Source organism: Desulfuromonas sp. AOP6 (assembly GCF_009731355.2).
GTDB lineage: Bacteria > Desulfobacterota > Desulfuromonadia > Desulfuromonadales > SZUA-540 > SZUA-540.
Window position 1 is genome coordinate 1,613,640 of the sequence record NZ_AP022810.1, and the last position, 19,002, is coordinate 1,632,641.

17 protein-coding genes and 1 tRNA gene are annotated in these 19,002 nt (G+C 54.1%); 17 read left to right on the forward strand and 1 reads right to left on the reverse strand.

Going from position 1 to position 19,002, the window contains the following annotated elements:
* Position 1 precedes the first annotated feature (1 nt).
* The 12 genes from AOP6_RS07540 (at position 2) to gltX (ending at position 12,210) form a co-directional block, all read left to right on the forward strand.
* Positions 2–1,288, forward strand: coding sequence for a glycosyltransferase (locus tag AOP6_RS07540; RefSeq protein WP_155876142.1), 1,287 nt, complete (start codon positions 2–4; stop codon positions 1,286–1,288).
* 122 nt (positions 1,289–1,410) lie between these two features.
* Positions 1,411–3,702, forward strand: a complete 2,292-nt coding sequence (locus AOP6_RS07545) for an endonuclease/exonuclease/phosphatase family protein (protein WP_213194823.1) — start codon at positions 1,411–1,413, stop codon at positions 3,700–3,702.
* Positions 3,703–3,891: 189 nt separating this feature from the next.
* Entirely contained in the window at positions 3,892–5,682 is a 1,791-nt protein-coding gene (locus AOP6_RS07550) for a c-type cytochrome (RefSeq protein ID WP_213194824.1), read from the forward strand.
* Positions 5,682–6,734, forward strand: coding sequence for a hypothetical protein (locus AOP6_RS07555; RefSeq protein WP_155876145.1), 1,053 nt, complete (start codon positions 5,682–5,684; stop codon positions 6,732–6,734). Before AOP6_RS07550 ends, AOP6_RS07555 begins: the two co-directional genes overlap by 1 nt.
* A gap of 14 nt (positions 6,735–6,748) precedes the next feature.
* Positions 6,749–7,558: a hypothetical protein gene (locus AOP6_RS07560; RefSeq protein WP_155876146.1), complete on the forward strand. Its 810-nt coding sequence runs from the start codon at positions 6,749–6,751 to the stop codon at positions 7,556–7,558.
* A gap of 15 nt (positions 7,559–7,573) precedes the next feature.
* A complete protein-coding gene (locus AOP6_RS07565) occupies positions 7,574–7,873 on the forward strand; it encodes an MTH1187 family thiamine-binding protein (RefSeq protein WP_155876147.1) in 300 nt (99 codons plus the stop codon).
* Positions 7,874–8,560, forward strand: coding sequence for an HAD family phosphatase (locus tag AOP6_RS07570; RefSeq protein ID WP_155876148.1), 687 nt, complete (start codon positions 7,874–7,876; stop codon positions 8,558–8,560).
* Between the two features lie 43 nt (positions 8,561–8,603).
* Positions 8,604–8,825, forward strand: coding sequence for a hypothetical protein (locus tag AOP6_RS07575; protein WP_155876149.1), 222 nt, complete (start codon positions 8,604–8,606; stop codon positions 8,823–8,825).
* A gap of 97 nt (positions 8,826–8,922) precedes the next feature.
* Positions 8,923–8,996: transfer RNA gene (locus AOP6_RS07580), tRNA-Cys, on the forward strand.
* A 51-nt stretch (positions 8,997–9,047) separates the two neighbouring features.
* A complete protein-coding gene (locus AOP6_RS07585) occupies positions 9,048–9,872 on the forward strand; it encodes a sulfite exporter TauE/SafE family protein (protein WP_155876150.1) in 825 nt (274 codons plus the stop codon).
* A 26-nt stretch (positions 9,873–9,898) separates the two neighbouring features.
* Entirely contained in the window at positions 9,899–10,720 is an 822-nt protein-coding gene (amrB, locus tag AOP6_RS07590; protein ID WP_155876151.1) for an AmmeMemoRadiSam system protein B, read from the forward strand.
* A 92-nt stretch (positions 10,721–10,812) separates the two neighbouring features.
* Positions 10,813–12,210 (forward strand): glutamate--tRNA ligase, encoded by a 1,398-nt coding sequence (gene gltX, locus AOP6_RS07595; RefSeq protein ID WP_155876152.1) that lies wholly within the window; start codon positions 10,813–10,815, stop codon positions 12,208–12,210.
* 83 nt (positions 12,211–12,293) lie between these two features.
* On the opposite strand, the gene AOP6_RS07600 is transcribed toward gltX, so the two are convergent.
* Positions 12,294–13,154 (reverse strand): NAD(P)-dependent oxidoreductase, encoded by an 861-nt coding sequence (locus AOP6_RS07600; RefSeq protein ID WP_155876153.1) that lies wholly within the window; start codon positions 13,152–13,154, stop codon positions 12,294–12,296.
* Between the two features lie 138 nt (positions 13,155–13,292).
* On the opposite strand from AOP6_RS07600, the gene AOP6_RS07605 reads away from it, so the two are divergent.
* The 5 genes from AOP6_RS07605 to AOP6_RS07625 all read left to right on the forward strand — a co-directional run bounded on the left by AOP6_RS07605 (position 13,293) and on the right by AOP6_RS07625 (position 18,962).
* Positions 13,293–15,047: a histone deacetylase family protein gene (locus AOP6_RS07605; RefSeq protein ID WP_155876154.1), complete on the forward strand. Its 1,755-nt coding sequence runs from the start codon at positions 13,293–13,295 to the stop codon at positions 15,045–15,047.
* A gap of 292 nt (positions 15,048–15,339) precedes the next feature.
* Positions 15,340–16,410, forward strand: a complete 1,071-nt coding sequence (locus tag AOP6_RS07610; RefSeq protein WP_155876155.1) for an ATP-grasp domain-containing protein — start codon at positions 15,340–15,342, stop codon at positions 16,408–16,410.
* Positions 16,388–17,413, forward strand: a complete 1,026-nt coding sequence (locus tag AOP6_RS07615) for an ATP-grasp domain-containing protein (protein ID WP_213194825.1) — start codon at positions 16,388–16,390, stop codon at positions 17,411–17,413. Before AOP6_RS07610 ends, AOP6_RS07615 begins: the two co-directional genes overlap by 23 nt.
* Positions 17,391–17,876 carry a GNAT family N-acetyltransferase gene (locus AOP6_RS07620; protein WP_155876157.1) on the forward strand — a complete coding sequence of 162 codons (486 nt, stop codon included), beginning with the start codon at positions 17,391–17,393 and terminating at the stop codon, positions 17,874–17,876. The genes AOP6_RS07615 and AOP6_RS07620 overlap by 23 nt, the downstream gene beginning before the upstream one ends.
* Positions 17,877–18,962, forward strand: coding sequence for a KamA family radical SAM protein (locus AOP6_RS07625; protein WP_155876158.1), 1,086 nt, complete (start codon positions 17,877–17,879; stop codon positions 18,960–18,962).
* Positions 18,963–19,002: the final 40 nt, after the last annotated feature.

Sequence of the window (19,002 nt, forward strand, 5' to 3'; positions counted from 1 at the left end):
GATGAACATCCTCATACTGACGAACACCTTCACCCCGCACGTCGGCGGCGTGGCGCGATCGGTGGAAGCGTTCACTGCGGAATACCGCAAGCGTGGACATCGGGTACTGATCGTCGCCCCGGAGTTTCCCGGCATGCCCCAGGACGAAATCGATGTCGTACGAATCCCCGCCATCCAGAATTTCAACGCCAGTGATTTTTCAGTCGCACTGCCTGTCCATCCGCAGCTCAGCGAGAGGATTGATGCTTTTGACCCTGACGTTGTACATTCTCAACACCCCTTCCTGCTCGGTAACACAGCGCTTCGCCTGGCCCGCCACCGGGAACTGCCGCTGGTTTTCACCCATCACACCCTGTATGAGCAATATACGCATTATGTCCCTGGTGACTCTCCGGCCCTGAAACGTTTTACGATTGAACTTGCCACCCGCTATGCAAACCTCTGCGACCAGGTCTTCGCCCCCAGCGAAAGCATCCGCGACCTGTTGCTGGACCGTGGCGTCAATAAACCGATTGCCGTGGTGCCCACCGGGGTCTGCCTGGAAAAGTTTGCCCGGGGAGATGGCGAGTCCATGCGTAGAGAGCTGGGAATTCCGGTGGATGCTTTCGTTGTCGGTCATCTAGGACGCCTGGCGCCTGAGAAGAACCTGGAATTTCTGACCCGGGCGGTTGTTGATTTCATCAACCGCAACAGACGGGCTTATTTTCTGGTGGTCGGGACTGGTCCGTCCGAAGACGCCATACGGGAGGCCTTTTTCAGCTCCGGCATGGAAGCGCATTTGCACATTGCCGGCGTTCTGCAGCAGCAACAGCTGACCGACGCCCTGCACGCCATGGATCTGTTCGCCTTCGCCTCGAGGAGCGAAACCCAGGGCATGGTACTCACGGAAGCCATGGCGGCCGGTCTGCCGGTCGTTGCCCTCGATGCGCCCGGTGCCCGCGAAGTGGTCAGAGACAGTCAGAATGGACGTCTACTATCGGAGGAAACAGTCACGGTATTCAGCGCCGCTCTTCAGTGGGTGCTCGAACAACCTCCGGAGAAACTGCAGGCCCTCAAGCAAGCTGCCCTTGCCACAGCCGAGGCCTTTTCCATGCCCAACTCTGCCGATAAAGCCCTGGCCTGTTATGAATCCCTTAAATCCAGGTCAATCACTGACGCAGACCGAGACGAATTGGGCTGGGAGGAGATCATGAAATTCATTAAAACAGAGTGGGATGTCCTGAAAAGTGTGGCCGTAGCGAGCGAAGCAGCCATGGGAACCAAGCTGTTTTCCGAAAAGGATGAATGATGGTCGGTCGAGTTGAGAATTTGCTCCGGCGCCTGCGCCGGAACCTCAGCCGCAGTGTCTGGCTGGCGCGGCTGTTGCGGTTGCCGGTTTCGGAGGGGGCACCAACGCGACCGGGGCTGATCATGATTCAGATCGATGGATTTTCTCAACCACAGTTAGAACGCGCCCTGGATCGCGGCGAGCTGCCTTTTTTACGGCGACTGATCCAGCGTGAACACTACCAGGTTCATGCCCACTATTCCGGCTTGCCGTCGACGACACCCGCGGTTCAGGCTGAACTTTTTTATGGCGTCAAAGGTGCGGTCCCCGCATTCTCTTTCAGGGACCATAAAACGCGCCAAATCGTGCGGATGTACGAGCCGGACGCCGCGGCAGGTGTGGAGGCGCTGCATACAAGCGATGGGATTGAGGCGCTGCTCAAGGGAGGCAGCGCCTACGCGGACATTTATACCGGCGGCGCCGCCGAAACCCATTTCTGTCCGTCCTCGATGGGTTGGGGACCGACTTTGCGCGCCGCCAATCCGCTGGTGATCTTGACCTTTCTGCTCGTCAATATCACCAGCTTTCTACGCGTCGGGGTCCTGTTTCTGCTCGAGTGGGGCCTGTCGTTTATTGATTTTGTGCGCGGTCTGGTCAGCGGCCATGATTTCATGAAAGAGTTAAAATTCATTCCGACACGAGTTGGCATTTCCATCCTGCTGCGTGAACTCTGCGTAATCGGCGGCAAAATCGACATCAGCCGTGGCTTACCCATCATTCATATCAACTTTCTCGGTTACGACGAACAATCGCATCGCCGTGGGCCGCGTTCGCTCTTTGCCCACTGGACATTGAAGGGAATCGACGACGCCGTTGCTCGCCTGTGGCGCGCCGCGAACCATTCCGCCTGGCGACATTACGATGTCTGGGTCTACTCCGATCACGGGCAGGCGCGAGTCCGCCCCTACCACCAAGTTCAAGGGTATCCCCTGGGAGAGGCCGTGAGGGCAGCTTTTGGGGTATTGAACGCAAGCACCCCGGAAATTGACTCGGAAGGCGCGAGCAGTGTGCAGACACAGCGGGTTCGTTTTCTTGGCGGCAACAAGATACAGCGGCTGTTCTCGGTCCTTGGTATCCACGGTGATGAGTCTGACGAGCAGGAACCGGCCGTCACGGCTCTCGGACCCGTAGCCCACGTTTACACACCGCGAAAACTGACTGGTGATGAAAGCGCTTTGGTCGCACGCGAACTGGCGCGCACGCATAAGGTTCCGCTTGTGCTCACGATGGAGGCTCCGGGCAGGTGGTGTGCCCGCGCCGAAGAAGCCGAATACCGCTTTCCGCAAGATTGTGAGGCGTTGTTCGGAGCGAAGCATCCATTCATCGATTCGCTTGGCGAAGACCTGTTGCGACTATGCGAGCACCCGGATGCCGGCGACTTTGTCCTGCTTGGGTGGCGCGAAGGTATCACACCGATCACCTTCGCCGAAGAGAACGGTGGCCACGCCGGCGCAACGCCCGAAGAGACCAATGGGTTTGCATTGCTGCCGATCGACGCTCCCTTGGCTGAACGTCAACATGCCTATCTGCGTCCCACCGATCTTCGCAAGGCGGCGTTCCAGCATCTGCAAAAGCCGGAGCGCAAACCTGTCGCAGCACCTGAACTTGGAGTTGCCACGACAACGGACACTCTTCGTGTCATGACCTACAATGTGCATAGTTGCATAGGCATGGATGGTAAAATCGATGCCGAACGCATCGCCCGGGTGATCGCCCGCGCCAGACCGGACGTGGTGGCCCTGCAGGAATTGGACGTCGGACGCTCACGCACTGCTGGCATGGACCAGGCCCATCTGATCGCCCACTATCTGGAGATGGAGTTTCATTTCCATCCCGCCCTGCACATTGAAGAAGAACGCTATGGCGATGCCATCTTGACGCATCTGCCGCAACGCCTGGTAAAGGCTGGCCCGCTACCGGGCCTTGCCGACAAACCGCATCTGGAACCGCGTGGGGCACTCTGGGTCGCAATCGAGCTGAACGGCATGGAAATTCAGGTCATCAATACTCATCTGGGACTGCATCCGCGTGAACGCATGGAGCAAGTGATGGCTTTGCTCGGCGGTGACTGGCTGGCACACGAACAGTGCCGGGAACCCGTTATTCTGTGCGGCGACTTCAACGCACTGCCTTCATCGGCTGTGTGCCGCCGACTCGCCGGGCGCCTCAAGGACGTACAGATTGAGGCGCCCAGCCACCGCCCCAGAGGCACCTATTCCGGCCGTTTCCCGGCGGTGCGCATCGACCACATCTTTACAAGCCCAGGGCTTGAAGTAACCGGCATCGAGGTCCCTAGTTCGGAGTTGGCGCGCAGCGCCTCCGATCATCTGCCCCTGATTGCCGAAATGCGCTATTCAGGTAGTACAATGTTCTGAACCTTCAATCAGAAGCAACAGTACCCATCACTCGATGTCGATCTGCGCTTATTGCCACCCAGCAAAAAAATCAGGATTGGGCAGCAAAGACAGATTAAGATTTTTCTCCATATCATGTTATTATTTTTAATCTTTCAGATCCGGTAATTGATGTATAGCTTTTGGGCTTTGCAGCAAGGAGTTTTTTATATGAATTATCCCATGTGGTATCTGCCTGAAATCGGCGGAGGGACAATGATCGCTTTGATCGCGATCATTCATGTCTTTGTTTCTCATTTTGCTGTTGGCGGCGGTCTTTACCTGGTTCTTGCCGAACGCAAGGGAATCAGGGAACACGATCGGGGTATTCTCGACTTCACGAAAAAACACACCAAGTTTTTTCTGCTGGTGACCATGGTTTTCGGCGGGCTGACCGGTGTGGCGATCTGGTTTATCATCTCTCTGGTTCATCCTTCCGCGACGTCTTTTCTGATTCACACCTTTGTCTTTGCCTGGGCCACGGAATGGGTCTTTTTCCTGGTGGAAATCGTGGCCCTGTTTATCTACTTTTACACCTTTGGTCGAATGGATCACCGCAACCACCAGATTATCGGCTGGATTTATTTTGTTGCCGCCTGGATAAGCCTCTTCATCATCAATGGCATTATTGGTTTCATGCTAACGCCTGGAGGATGGCTTCAGGACGGTGACTTCTGGTCAGGCTTCTTTAATCCGACTTTCTGGCCAGCCCTGTTTTTCCGCACCTTTGTCGCCTTGATGATGGCCGGCTCCTATGCTTTCGTAACCACGGCGTTTATCAAGGATGCCACCCTGAAACGCACCATGACGGTTTTTTCTGGTAAATGGGTTCTCGGCGCTCTGCTGGCAGCACTTCCCAGCGGTATCTGGTATGTTTCCGTACTGCCGCAACCTGCCATGGAACTGGTTAAGGGGGCTTCGCCAACGATTTCCCGAGCCCTGTCCTATGGAACCTACGCCATCGTCGGCATCCTGATCGTCAGTCTTCTGCTGACCCTGACCAAACCTGCCCGCCATAATGGCATCTATGCCACCGTCGTCATGGTTTGCGCCTTTTTGTTCATGGGCTCTTTCGAATGGACGCGGGAGGGGGCCAGACGTCCCTATGTTCTCAACGAAATCATGTATTCCAACAGTATTTACAAGAAAGATGTAGAACGTCTGAACACCGAAGGTTTCCTGCAAAACGCCAAATGGGTTCGCATTCAGGAATTTCACGAGGAAAGCTTGCTTGAAATCGGCCAGGATCTCTTCAAAAACCAATGTTATGCCTGTCACACCATCGGCGGTTTTAATAACGACATTCTTCCGCGCACAGCGAACATGAGCTTCCCCGTTCTGGTCAATTATCTGGAAACCATTCACGATCGACGCTATTTCATGCCCCCCTTTGCCGGAACGTCTGACGAGCTGAGGGCTTTGGCGACTTATATCTATAGCGGTCTGCAGGGCAAATCGATGGCATCGGCAGTTCTGGTGACGGGAGGTGTCGCTGAGATGAGTCCCGGTGAGCAACTATTTGCTGACAATTGCGTATTCTGCCATGAGGCGGAGCTGATCAAAACCAAGACGATCGGCTGGTCGCGGGATAAAATCCGCCTGGGCATGGATAACCTGAGTGGCCTCAATCCGGCGATGCCTGACTTCAATGGCTCGGAGTTGGAGAAAGAGCATTTGAGTGATTTCATCCTGGCGCTGCATTCGCCTGAATCGAAAGTTATGGGAACGCCACACCATCTGGGTGAATCCGTCTTCGAGACGCACTGTTCCATGTGCCACAGCCTGACAGCAGACTACAATCCTCTGCTACCAAAAATTGAAGGTTGGGATCGAATGCGCCTGCGCCAGGCCCTCGACCAACTCGATGCCCTGAATCCGGCCATGCCGCCGCTGCAGGCGAGTGACGAGGAAAAGGACGCCTTGGCCGACTATCTTATGGAAGAATCCCGGGAGGTTATGTGATGAGCCCACTTATTCCAACACCCGATACACTCCCGGTGGCCTGGGGCTGGTTTCAGTTTTTATTGCTTCTGACCTTGCCTTTTCACCTGTTGGCCATGAATGCGATGGTCGGTTCCGCCGCGCTCGCGCTCTATGCCCGGTTCCGGGCGGATGAGCCGTCACATCGGCTTGCCCATGAGTTGGCCAAAATCCTGCCCTTTCTGGTTGCTTTTACGGTAAATTTCGGTGTCGCGCCCCTGTTATTCAACCAGGTTCTGTACGGACATTTTCTTTATGTCAGTTCCATTCTGATGGCGGTCTTCTGGCTGGCCGTTATTCCTCTCCTTATCCTGGCCTACTATGCCCTGTACCTGTATGATTTTCGCTTTAACTCCCTGGGTAAGGCAGGGACGGTTTTTCTGGCGATGTCTCTTCTCATCTTTTTTGTCATTGCCTTCATCTATACCAACAACATGACCCTGATGCTGTTACCAACCCAGTGGGTGGCCTATTTTCAGAACGCCGCCGGGACCCTGCTCAATCTGTCCGATCCCACCCTGATACCGCGCTATCTGCATTTCATGATCGGCGCCCTTGCTGTTGGAGGCCTCTTTGTTGCCCTATTCGGTAAGTTGAAAGAAAATCGCGACAGGGAAATGGCGGATGCGGTCGTGCGGTTGGGCATGAATGCCTTTACCTGGCTGACCATGGTGCAGATTCTTTTGGGACTGTGGTTCCTGATGGCTCTGCCCAAAAAGGTGATGCTGATTTTTATGGGAGGCGACACCGTGGCGACTCTCATCTTTCTATTGGGCCTGATCCTTGCAATCCTTGTTCTGGTGACGGGGCTCAAGAAAAAAGTCTATCTCACCACCGGCCTTGCTGTTGTTCTGGTGTTTCTGATGTCTTTTATGCGCGCCTACGTGCGTATGGGTTTCCACGAGCCGTATTTTTCAGTTCGGTCATTAGTCGTCGTGCCGCAGTACTCACCCATGTGGGTGTTTTTTCTGAGCCTGGTTGCCGGGCTGCTGTGCATCGCCTGGATGGTGAAAAAAGTGGTTGAGATCCGATAAAACTGAGGGTTCCGATGTTTTGTGACCTGTCCTTCAAACCGTCCTGCCAGTGGTTCTGGTTGATTGTTCTAGTCTGTTCGCTGGTGGGGCCTCCTGTGGAGGCGCGAAGCGAGGCGTTTCGGGTCATTCAGCTTCAGCATCGATTCGCCGGAGATATTCTGCCCTTGATCACTCCCTTGCTCAGGGAGGGAGAAAATGTGACAGGGAACGATTCCGTGCTGATTCTGCATGCGTCACCAGATCGTCTGTCGGATCTTACCGATCTTGTCACGACTTTGGACACCCCAAGGAAAACCCTGAAGATCAGCGTCAGACAGGAAAGGGCAGGGGGAGACGGAGCGACCAGGACAGGCCTTGTCCTCTCCGGACCTGAACAAATTTACGCGGGCGGCACGCGTACTCTGGGCAACAGACAGCAGGCAACGGAATCTTTCTTGCGTGTCCTCGAGGGTGAAGCGGCGCTTCTTGTCATTGGACGGGAGGTTCCTTTTACCACGGAAATAGCTGTAGTCGCCGGTAAGCACCGGGCATTTTCACGGACTGTTGAATATAAATCGGTAACGACCGGCTTCTGGGTTCGCCCCAAGATTCTTGGTCAAAAAATATTTCTTGAAGTGGTCCCACACATGATGGCGTTGGGACCACAGGGCGAAGAGACCCTTGAATTTCAGGAGCTCAGCACGACAGTTGCGTTGTCCCCCGGTCAATGGGTCGATCTGGGGCAGCAGCTTCAGCAGGCAGACGAGGTCAGTTCGTCCATTGTGCGTCTGCACACGCACAATTCCCAGGGAGAAGGGCGTATCTGGATTCGTGTTGACCATTAATCAGGGAGGTTGTACATGGCCGTCGTGGAAGTAAGTATTACGCCATTGGGAACCGCTACTCCCAGCGTGTCTGCCTTTGTTGCCGGATGCCTGGAGGTTATTCGAAGCTCAGGTCTCACCTACCAGTTGACCCCGATGGGGACCGTCATCGAGGGAGACCTGGATGACATTCTGGCTGTCGTCCGGCAGATGCATGAAAGTCCTTTTGAGTCCGGCGCCGTCAGGGTCTCCACTCTCATCAAGATTGATGATCGTCGCGATCTGCCTCGCCACACCATGGCCGGAAAAATACGATCCGTGGAGGAAAAACTCTAAATGCTTAAAGCCGTAATTTTTGATTTCGACGGGGTCATCGTGGATACGGAACCTCTGCACCACAGGGCCTTTATGGAGGTACTAAGTCCATTCGGCATCTCCTGCACCTGGCAGGAATATCGCGAACATTATATGGGCTTCGATGACCGGGATGGTTTCCGTGCTTTTTTTAAAGGGGTAGGGAAAACCCTGGCAGAGGCGGACCTGCACCATCTCATCGACCAAAAAGCAGCCGCCTTTCAGCGTATTGCCTCTAAGGGCGTAACCCCTTATCCCGGCGTCCTCGAACTTGTCGAGACGCTGGCTACCACATTGCCTGTTGCCTTGTGCAGCGGCGCTTTGCGTAGTGACATCGATCCTATCCTTGATGGACTTGGAATTGCCCACCATTTTTCCGCCATGGTGACGGCTGACGACGTTCGTCACAGCAAGCCGGATCCGGAAAGCTATCTTCTTGCCGTGGCACGTCTCAGGAAAAGGGCGTCCCTCGGAGATTCCTCCCCTGGTGTCATCCTTGCCATCGAAGATACACCTGCTGGAATCGACTCGGCCAGAGGGGCAGGTCTCTCCGTTCTGGCCGTGTCCAATAGCTATCCGAAATCCTTTTTGGAATCTCTGGGCGTATCGGTCGTTTCATCCCTTAAGAACGTCACATTTCGTGACCTGAACCAATTTGCTGGTTATTGATAAACCCAAGAGGGGATTCCCCATCCTGACAAATGGAGATTTTATGCCTTCATTTTACCACTTACTCGAAAGAGCCCAACAGGTGGGACAGCTATCTCAGAGTGATTGGGAAAAAATCTATTCCAGCGCCATTGAGGGTAATGTTCAGGAAATAAGAGACATGAACTCTCTGTTTACCCTGGTCTCTCTGGTGATCGCCGGTGAGGTCGCGGTGGAAGGTGTGACCCAGACCGAAGTGATCAGAAGACTGTCTGTACTGGCCTGAAAACAAAGGTCTTCACCCCAGTTTTTTCCTTGACACCGGCAAGGTGATTTGCTATCAATACCGGGCCTTGAAGGTTGTTTACTTTTTGGTAATTATCGGCCCCGTCGCCAAGCGGTAAGGCAGAGGTCTGCAAAACCTCCATCACCAGTTCAAATCTGGTCGGGGCCTCCAATTGAAAGCCAAGCCAGCCTTTCCGGCTGGCTTTTTTCATTGGAATCGCCAATGTCTCTTTTCTCCCTCCATATCTTGGTCACCTTTATTGTTCTTGGCTCATGTGCCGGCTTTTTGGCCGGCCTGCTGGGGATTGGCGGTGGCGTGATTTTGGTTCCCCTTTTTCTGTGGGCCTTTCCCTTAGCTGGTTTTCATCCTGACATTGTCCCTCATCTGGCCTTCGGTACTAGCCTGGCCATTATTATTCCTACGGCAGTAAGCAGTACCCTGATGCACCGCCGGCACGGTAACGTCAACTGGCATCAGGTTGTTTGGCTTGTTGCTGGCGGCATCCTGGGGGCTTTTCTTGGCGGCACCGTTGCCGCTTTCCTTTCTGGGGCCTGGCTCAAGGGTCTTTTCGGTGGGATGCTCATGACGGTGGCCTTGCGCATGTTTTTTGCCAAACCTTATCTTCCCCCCGAACGTGACACGGTCATTCCTCGGTCTCACCTTGTGGGGGTCGGTCTTGTTGGCGGTGGTTTCAGTGCCTTTTTCGGGATTGGCGGCGGCGTCATAGCTGTCCCGATGATGGTAATACTGCTTCAGATGCCCGCTCACCTGGCTGTCGGATGTTCCAGCGCTCTTATAGTCGTTTCATCCCTGTTCGGGGCACTTACCTATGTGGTTCATGGTTGGGGTCATCCGCTCCTGCCAGATTTTTCTCTGGGATTCGTCAATTCTCTGGTAGCTGTCATCATAGCACCCCTATCCATTCTCTTTGCCAACCTGGGGGTTCGGGTTGCCCGCAAGGTTGCCCATGGTAAACTCTTAAGGGCTTTTGCCTTTCTCCTGATTTTTGTTGGGATTCGCATGGTTTTTAAGCTGGTGTTCCCGTAGTCTTCTTCTTCGCATGGAGGCACACCATGGTTCGTCGTCCCGCCGTTGCCGGACAGTTTTATCCGGGTAGCTCCCATGAGCTGAAGACACTTCTTGAACGCCTGGTCCCCGAACAAAGCCAAAAGGTCGACGCCTTGGGGATTGTTTCTCCCCATGCCGGCTACTTATATTCGGGTGCCATCGCCGGGAAAACCTTTGCCGAGGTCAGCATCCCCTCCAACGTCATTATTCTGGGGCCGAACCATCACGGATATGGTCATGAAGCCGCTATCTATTCGAGTGGCGCCTGGGAGACCCCCCTGGGGAAGACGCCGGTAGACTCCACCCTGGTCGCTGAAATTTTGGAGTCTTGTGATGGTTTTTCCGCGGATGAACTGGCCCATCGTTTTGAACATTCTCTGGAAGTCCAACTCCCTTTTATCCAATATCTGGCTCCCGCTGCGTCTATTGTGCCCATCTGTATTGGTCACGTTACCCTGAACACGCTTCTTTCCCTGGGGGAGGCCCTGGGGGAAGTTATCAGCCGTCATGGTCAGGATATTCTGATGGTGGCAAGTTCGGATATGACGCACTACGAAACCGGCAAATCTGCCCGCGTCAAGGATTCGATGGCCATTGAAAAAATACTGGAAATCGACCCCGTCGGCCTCTATCGTACGGTCACCGATAACCGGATCAGCATGTGCGGAGTCATGCCTGTCACCCTCATGCTGGCTGCGGCTAAAAAGGCTGGAGCGCAAAAGGCTCGCCTCGTTCAGTATGGCAATTCGGGGGATGTCACCGGAGACCAGTCGGAGGTTGTTGGTTACGCCGGTTTAATCATCGAGCGCGGTGACACAACCGGATAAAAAACTTGTCAATGCGCCGGGGATTAAAGTATAAAAACCGGGCCGTCTTCGCGGCGGCCCGGTTTTTATTGTCTTGCCCGAAGGAGTTTTTCATGTCTGATCTGCGTGTTCGTTTTGCTCCAAGCCCGACGGGGTACCTGCACATAGGTGGTGCCCGTACGGCGCTTTTCAACTACCTGCTGGCCCAAAAAGAAAAAGGAACCTTCGTCCTGCGCATTGAGGATACGGACGTAGCCCGCTCAACACAGGAATCGGTCGATGCCATTCTTGCAGCCATGGACTGGCTTGGCTTGTCCTATGATGAGGGGCCTTTCTATCAGTCAGACCGTTTCGATCTGTACAAGTCGAAGGTACAGCAACTGCTCGACGATGGCAAAGCCTACTGCTGTACCTGTACTGCGGAAGAACTCGAAGCCAAAAGGGAAGCGGCGCTGAAAAGCGGGGGGAAACCCAAGTACGACGGCACTTGCCGAGAGCGTCAGGATGTGCCGGCGGACAAACCCTATGTGGTACGCTTCCGATCTCCCCTAGAAGGCGTTACTGAATTCAACGATCGCATCAAAGGGAAAATCAGTTTTCAGAATGACGAACTCGATGATGTTATCATCCAGCGCAGCGACGGGACCCCGACCTACAATTTCGTCGTGGTTGTCGATGATGCGACCATGAACATTACCCTGGTACTGCGTGGCGACGATCATATCAATAATACGCCCCGCCAGATTCTCATGTACCAGGCCCTTGGTTATCCTGTGCCCGAGTTTGGTCATGTGCCGATGATTCTTGGTGCCGACAAGAGCCGCCTGTCCAAGCGCCATGGCGCTACCTCCGTCATGGCCTACAGAGAGATGGGCTACCTGCCCGAGGCCATGGTTAATTATCTGGTACGCCTTGGCTGGTCTTTCGGTGATGAAGAGATTTTTTCCATGGACGAACTCATTGCCAAATTCAGCCTGGAGAATGTCGGCCGTTCTGCCGGCGTTTTTAACCCGGAAAAGCTTCTGTGGCTCAACGCCCATTATATCAAGACAGGCGATCCTGTACGTCTCGGGCACTTGGTAAAGGAGTTTCTACAGAAGGACGGCATCGATACCAGCGCTGGCCCCGATCTGGCAGCGGTGGTTAAAACCCTGCAGGACAGGTCCAAAACCCTGATCGAGATGGCTCAGGGTGCTGCCTTCTACTTTAAGTCGGAAGTGGAATTCGACCAGACGGCCGTGGAAAAATTTCTTACCGCCGATAAGCGACCGGCACTGGAGGCCGTCATTTGCCATCTTGCCCAAATTAATGACTGGAACGAGAGTGCTATTGAAACGGCCTTTAACGCCGTGATGGAGGAAACCGGTCTTAAACTCGGTAAGATTGGCCCTTCCGTTCGTGTTGCCCTGGTCGGTGGCACCACCAGCCCTGGCATCTTCGATGTACTCGCCGTGCTAGGCAAAGAAACAAGCCTGAAACGATTGCAGACGGCCTTGGATCGCCTGGTATAGTATCCTGAGCATCATCCGACAGCACCAAAAAAACGCCCGTCAGGCTCAAGCTTGGCGGGCGTTTTTTATTGTTTAGTCAATGTTCAGGTGATGGCTTTGAATACGGCGGCGAAATCCTCTTCCGAGAAGCCGAGATTGCGGGCTCTTTTGAATGTTTCATTGGCGGCCGCGGCGCTGGCTAACGGTTGCCCGAGTTGATCACCCAGAGCAATGGCCAGGCGCATATCTTTTTGCATGTGCTTGAGAGGGAAGCTGGTGCGGAATTCCTGCTGCAGGATCATGGTGCCCTTGCTTCCAAACATCGGATTGGCAAGTGCCCCGGCCATTAGGATCTCAAGAATCTGCTGCCCATCCAAGCCACTCTTCTGCCCAAGGGACAGCCCCTCGCAGAAAGCAGTCATCATTCCGCCCATGATCATATTGACGACCAGTTTCATGTGCGCACCTTGACCGGCTTTGCCGAGAAAAGGGAATAGTTTGCCCATTTTTTCAAAGGCTGGAACAGCCTGGTCATAGAGAGAGCGGTCACCGGCCGCAAGGATAATCAGAGTACCGTCTTCAGCCGGTTTTTTAGTACCTGAAACGGGAGCTTCCAGAAATAGCCCGCCGGCATCTTCGACCGCAGTGGCAATGGCGGCAGAGGTGTCACTGTCTACCGTAGACATGTCGATGTATCCGCGTCCGTCTCCGATGCCGGCCTGAACGCCTTCGGGGCCGTAAAAGACCTCTCTGGCCGCTGTCGGGTCGGCCAGAATGGCAAAGGTGATCTCGCATTCGGTGGCCACTTCGCGCGGGCTCTTCGCTTGCGATGCCCCCAGCTCGACTAGCGGCGTGCACTTGGCTGGGGTGCGGTTCCAGACGGTGACCCCAAAGCCAGCCTTCACTAGATTGGCTGCCATGGCGCTCCCCATGATGCCGAGGCCGATAAAGCCGTACTTAGCCATAAAACCTCCTTCTGAATTGCCTTTATTTTCGGTTATTTTCCCAATCGACTTTTCCCTGACGTTATGCCAATGTATTTGCAATCCTTTAACATAATGATGGATAGCCATTGAACCTTTCAAGGTAAAAAGGAGGTTCCCTTGTTCAGAATCCGCCGCATTTTCGATGATATTCTACCGGCCAATACTGAAGCACTGCGGCAAGTAAGCCAGATCCTGCGTGACCAGTTCCCGGCATTGCGGGCCTCCGAGGTCGAAAAGCTTCCCGACCTTCTGAAAAATCCCCTCAAACATCGCTTCAAATCCATTCTATACGTGGCGGAAAACTTCAAAGGCCTTGTCAAGGGCTTCGCTCTCCTCTCGTTTGAACCGGAACTGCGTTTCTGCTATCTGGATTATATTTCCACGGCAAAGAATATTACGGGTGGGGGCATCGGTGGCGCTCTTTACGAACGATTGCGGGAAGAGTCATTGCTTCTCGATGCCATAGGCATTTTCTTTGAATGTTTACCGGATGACCCAGCTCTCTGCAAGGATCCCGTTATTCTCAAACAAAACAAAGCGCGGCTGAAATTTTATGAAAAGTACGGGGCTTTTCCCATTGTGGGTACCGCCTACGAAACCCCTGTGCAGGAGGGGGATGACAATCCGCCTTATCTGGTATTTGACCCTCTCGACCAGCCCGCAAATCTGTCCAGGGAACGTGCTCGTAAAATCGTCAGGACTATCCTGCAAAACCGTTATGGAGACCTGTGCTCTCCCGACTATATTCTCAAGGTTGTCAACTCTATTCAGGATGACCCGGTTCGTCTGCGTTCACCCAGATACCTTAAATCCGATGTGGCTGGAAATCCTCGCCGCTCCTTTGGGTCACATCATCGCAAGGTGGCACTGGTCGTCAATGATCGGCATGAAATTCATCATGTCCGCGAAAAAGGGTATGTAGAAGCACCGGTGCGTATCCGGAGCATCCTGAAAGAACTGGAACGTCTATCGATCTTCACCACGGTGCCACCAAAGGAATATCCCGAAAAACATATTCTGGCTGTCCATGATGCCGGTTACTTCCACTATCTTCGACGGGTCTGTGCCGCTCTGGAGGCAGGTAAATCGGTCTATCCCTATGTGTTTCCCATCCGCAATGCGACCCGTCCCCCCAAGGACCTTGCTGTCAGGGCCGGATATTACTGCCTCGACACGTTCACACCGCTGAATCAGAATGCCTATCTTGCCGCGAGGCGCGCTGTAGACTGCGCCCTTACTGCAGCCGATTACCTGTTGGCCGGAAATCGCCTTGCCTACGCTCTGGTTCGCCCTCCGGGGCATCATGCCGAACACCGCTCTTTCGGTGGATTTTGCTATTTCAACAACGGGGCTGTTGCCGCCCAATACCTTGCCCGCTACGGTCGGGTCGCCATTCTCGACGTGGACTACCATCATGGCAATGGCCAGCAGACCATTTTTTATCAGCGCCGGGATGTGCTGACCCTGTCGATACACGGTCATCCCAGCTTTGCCTATCCCTATTTCAGTGGCTTTGAGGATGAAACGGGAGAGGGTGAAGGGGAGGGGTTCAACATCAATATTCCGTTGCCTGAATCCGTTGATGGCGAAAAATATCTCAAAACCCTGACAAGAGCGCTGAAGAGAATAGCCTTCTATGCACCCGATTTTCTTATTGTCTGTCTCGGGTTGGATACCGCCAAAGGAGACCCTACCGGCACCTGGACTCTCCATGCCAATGATTTTTCTAAAGCCGGGCAGCTGATTGGCCAGCTGCGAATTCCGACGGTTGTTGTCCAGGAAGGGGGCTATCGCAACCGGGTTCTTGGCGTTAATTGCCGCCACTTTTTTTCCGGTCTGTGGCAGGGCTTTTATCCTGTCTCCAAAGACTGAAACAAGTTATTTCAGATTCGGCTATTTTGATGATGTTTCACGATGAAATAAAGTCATGTAACAACCTGGTTTTATTATTTTTAAAGGGGTTGAAAAATTTTGTTTGACAGAAAAAAAACGGAGGCGTATATGCAATCAAGAGTGATCTGTTTCAGGCGGGCCGGCGCAAGACGAACAAGCTAAAAAAGAAACCCCTTTTTATAGCCCCAGCCCCAAGCTTTCCCGTCCCACGAAACAGATGTTCCCCTGATGGGGAAGCTTAACCATTGCTGGCTTTTAAAAGGGGTTACATATGCACATCGTCCTCGCGTTCAATCTGCGGGAGGAGTCCGTCGTAGCTGACGACCAACCTCCTTCTGAACCTCCCTCTTTACCCTCTGAAGACATCTATGCCGAATGGGATGACATCCATACCATTCGTGCCGTCGAATCCGCCTTGGCCAGCAAACATCAGGTTTCGCTGGTCGAGGCCGACCTTGACGCTTTTTCACACTTTCGTCGGCTGAAACCAGACCTGGTTTTCAATATGGCTGAGGGTCTGTTTGGTGCCAGTCGCGAGGCCCAGGTTCCTGCCATGCTCGATATGCTGGGCATCCCCTACACGGGCAGTGACCCTGTAACCCTTGGCATCTGTCTGGATAAGCGTCGCACGAAGGAAATCCTATCCTGCCATCGGATTGCTACCCCACGTTTCGCGGTGGTCTCTTCTCTGGCCGAAATCCCCGCACGACTGCGTTATCCCCTTATCGTCAAGCCGACGTTGGAAGGCTCCAGCAAGGGCGTTACCGACAAGGCTCTGGTGCACGATCGCAAAGCCCTTGTTCGTCAGGTTGAGTGGGTTCTTAATACCTATTGTCAGCCTGCGCTGGTCGAGGAGTTTCTTCCAGGTCGTGAATTCACGGTCGCCATGCTTGGAAATGGCGATGACATCCAGGTTCTGCCTATTGTGGAGATCAACCTCCATACTCTGCCTGCCGGGGTCAATCCCATCTATTCTTTCGAAGCCAAATGGATCTGGGACCAGGAGGAAAATCCTTTGGAAATCTTCACCTGCCCGGCCAAGCTTGATCCTTTTTTGGAGCGATCCATAGAAGAGCTATGTAAGAAAACGTTTCGCGCTCTGGGTTGTCGTGATTGGTGTCGTGTGGACGTGCGCCTGGACGCCCGTGGCATGCCACACATCATCGAGCTCAACCCTCTGCCCGGCATACTGCCCCGTCCGGAACAGAACAGCTGCTTTCCCAAGGCAGCTCGCGCTGCCGGCTTGAGTTATGAGCAGATGATTCTTCGCGTGGTAGATGCCGCCTGCCAGCGCCTCCAGCGTACCGAAAAGGGGGATCATGAAAATCGCTGTCTGCTTTAACCGTGTGCCCCCGAAGCTGTTCAAAGGTGAGGACGGTGATCGAATTTCTGAGGAAGGGGCCGAACTGGAAGCTGGCGCCGTTCGCATGGCCTTGGAACGCTTGGGGTACACGGCGAAAGTCGTTCCTCTTGGCGAGAGCATTCCCGCCTTCATCGAGGAGTTGCGCGCCGTGACGCCGGAACTGGTTTTCAACCTTTGTGAGGGATACTGGGGGAACAGTCGGCAGGAAATGCATGTCGCCGCCCTGCTCGACCTGCTCGGCTTCACCTTTACCGGCGCCGGGCCGCTGTGTCTGGGACTCGTCCAAGATAAGGTAAGAACCAAAGATCTGCTCATGCGGCATGGTCTTCCAACGCCCAAGTATGTTCTGGTTCGCCCGGGAGAAGCTCATCCAAGGGTGAGGGATATGCATTTTCCTCTTATTGTCAAGCCACGGTTCGAAGACGCTTCTTTGGGTATCACCCATGAAAGCATCGTGGAGGATGAAAGACGGCTGAAGCGTCGGATTGACTATGTTCACCAGACCTACCGTCAGGGTGCGCTGGTGGAAGAGTTTATCGAGGGTCGGGAGATCAATGCCGCGATCATAGGCAACGGCCCCTATCAGGTCCTACCTCTCTCTGAAATTCAGTTTAAGAAGGGGCTGAAACATTCCATCGTCAGCTATGACGGTAAATGGCAGGAAAATTCAGAAGAGTTTGCGTTGACCGAACCGGTCTGCCCGGCGACGGTCAAGGCTCGCGAAGAGATTCTGATTAAGGATGTCGCCTTGCGGGCTTTCAAAATTCTGGAATGCCGTGATTACGCCAGAGTGGATATCCGTCTGCGTGAAGGGGTGCCCTATATTCTCGAAGTTAACGCCAACCCGGATATTTCGCCGACAGCAGGTCTGGCTCGGGCGGCAGGGGCTGCCACGATGACTTACCCTAAACTGATCGAACGCATTCTGCTTATGGCCCATAAACGCAAGGAGAGTCTTCATGCGCAAACTAAAACGCTCTGATCTCCCCGCTCTCCAGGCGATTCTGGAGGAAACGAAGGCCTTCACCCCGGCTGAAGTCGAATGCGCCATGGAATTGCTTCACACGGTGCTCGACGACCCCTCCCAGCAGGATTACCTCGTCGTTGTCGCCGAAGAAGGTGGACAGCCGGCTGGATACATTCTGTATGGCCCCGTGCCGCTGACAGAGGGTACCTTCGACATTTACTGGATTGCCACGGATCCAGTTTATCAGGGCAAAGGGGTAGGGCAGCGCCTGATGCAGCAGGCAGAAGATGACATTCTGCAACGTCAAGGCCGCCTTATTTGTCTGGAAACCTCGTCGCAGGGGAGTTACGAACGAACCCGCCGGTTTTATGATCGCGCCGGATATATCCAGGCCGCCTGCATTCGTGATTTTTATCGTCCCGGGGATGACCGCCTCACCTACACCAAGAACCTCACAACTGTCGTGGAGGGACTGTAGATGGAAATCTGGCAAAAATTACTGCAGACAAGTTTGACGCGCCCTGCTGAGGTCACGCGCCGTTTCGGAGTAGATCCTGCCGATCTCGACAAGGTGGCTGATCGTTACCCTATGCGCATCCCTGCTTACTACCTGAGCCTTATCAAGGAGGTCGGCGATCCGATCTGGAGGCAGGCCGTGCCTGATACGGCAGAACTGAGCGATTCCGTCTGCTTCAGCGACCCCCTTGACGAGGAGAATCAGAGCCCGGTACCGAACCTCGTTCACCGCTATCCTGACCGTGTGCTGTTCCTGGTATCCAGCGAGTGTGCCATGTACTGTCGTTTTTGCACACGCAAACGCAAGGTGGGTGGCGAAAACATGGTCATCAATCGCGAGACCATTGAGCAAGGGCTGGAGTATATCCGGCAGCACCCTCAAGTTCGCGATGTTATTCTCTCCGGGGGGGATCCTCTGCTGCTTTCCGACGAGCGACTGGAGTGGATTCTCAAGGAATTGCGCGCGATTCCCAGCGTTGAAATCATTCGAATCGGCACCCGGGTGCCGGTGGTGTTGCCTCAGCGCATCACGATCGGTCTGGTGCGTATGCTGCGGCGTTATCACCCGCTGTTCATCAATACCCATTTCAACCACCCGGATGAGATCACCGAAACATCCGGCAAAGCCTGCATGCGGTTGGCCGATGCCGGCATCCCCATGGGGAACCAGACGGTGCTGCTGCGCGGAGTCAATGATGATCCGGCGGTGATGAAGCGACTCATGCAGAAATTGCTGACCATCCGGGTCAAGCCTTACTATATCTACCAGGCGGATATGGTGCAGGGCACGGATCATTTCAGGACGACGGTGGAGGAGGGGATCGAGGTCATGCGCTCCCTGAGAGGCCACACCTCTGGCATGGGAGTGCCCGCCTATGTCATAGACGCTCCTGGCGGAGGGGGCAAAATCCCTATTTTGCCGGACTACCTGCAGAGCGTCGGTGATGAAGTGGTCTTGAAGAACTATCTCGGGCAGACCTTCACCTATGCAAACGCTGAGGTGAAAACCATTGAAAATCGCCAGAGTGCGGTCAACGATCGCTCTTGAGGCAGGGGGAGGAGTCAAAAATTCGTTTCGAGAGTAAAAA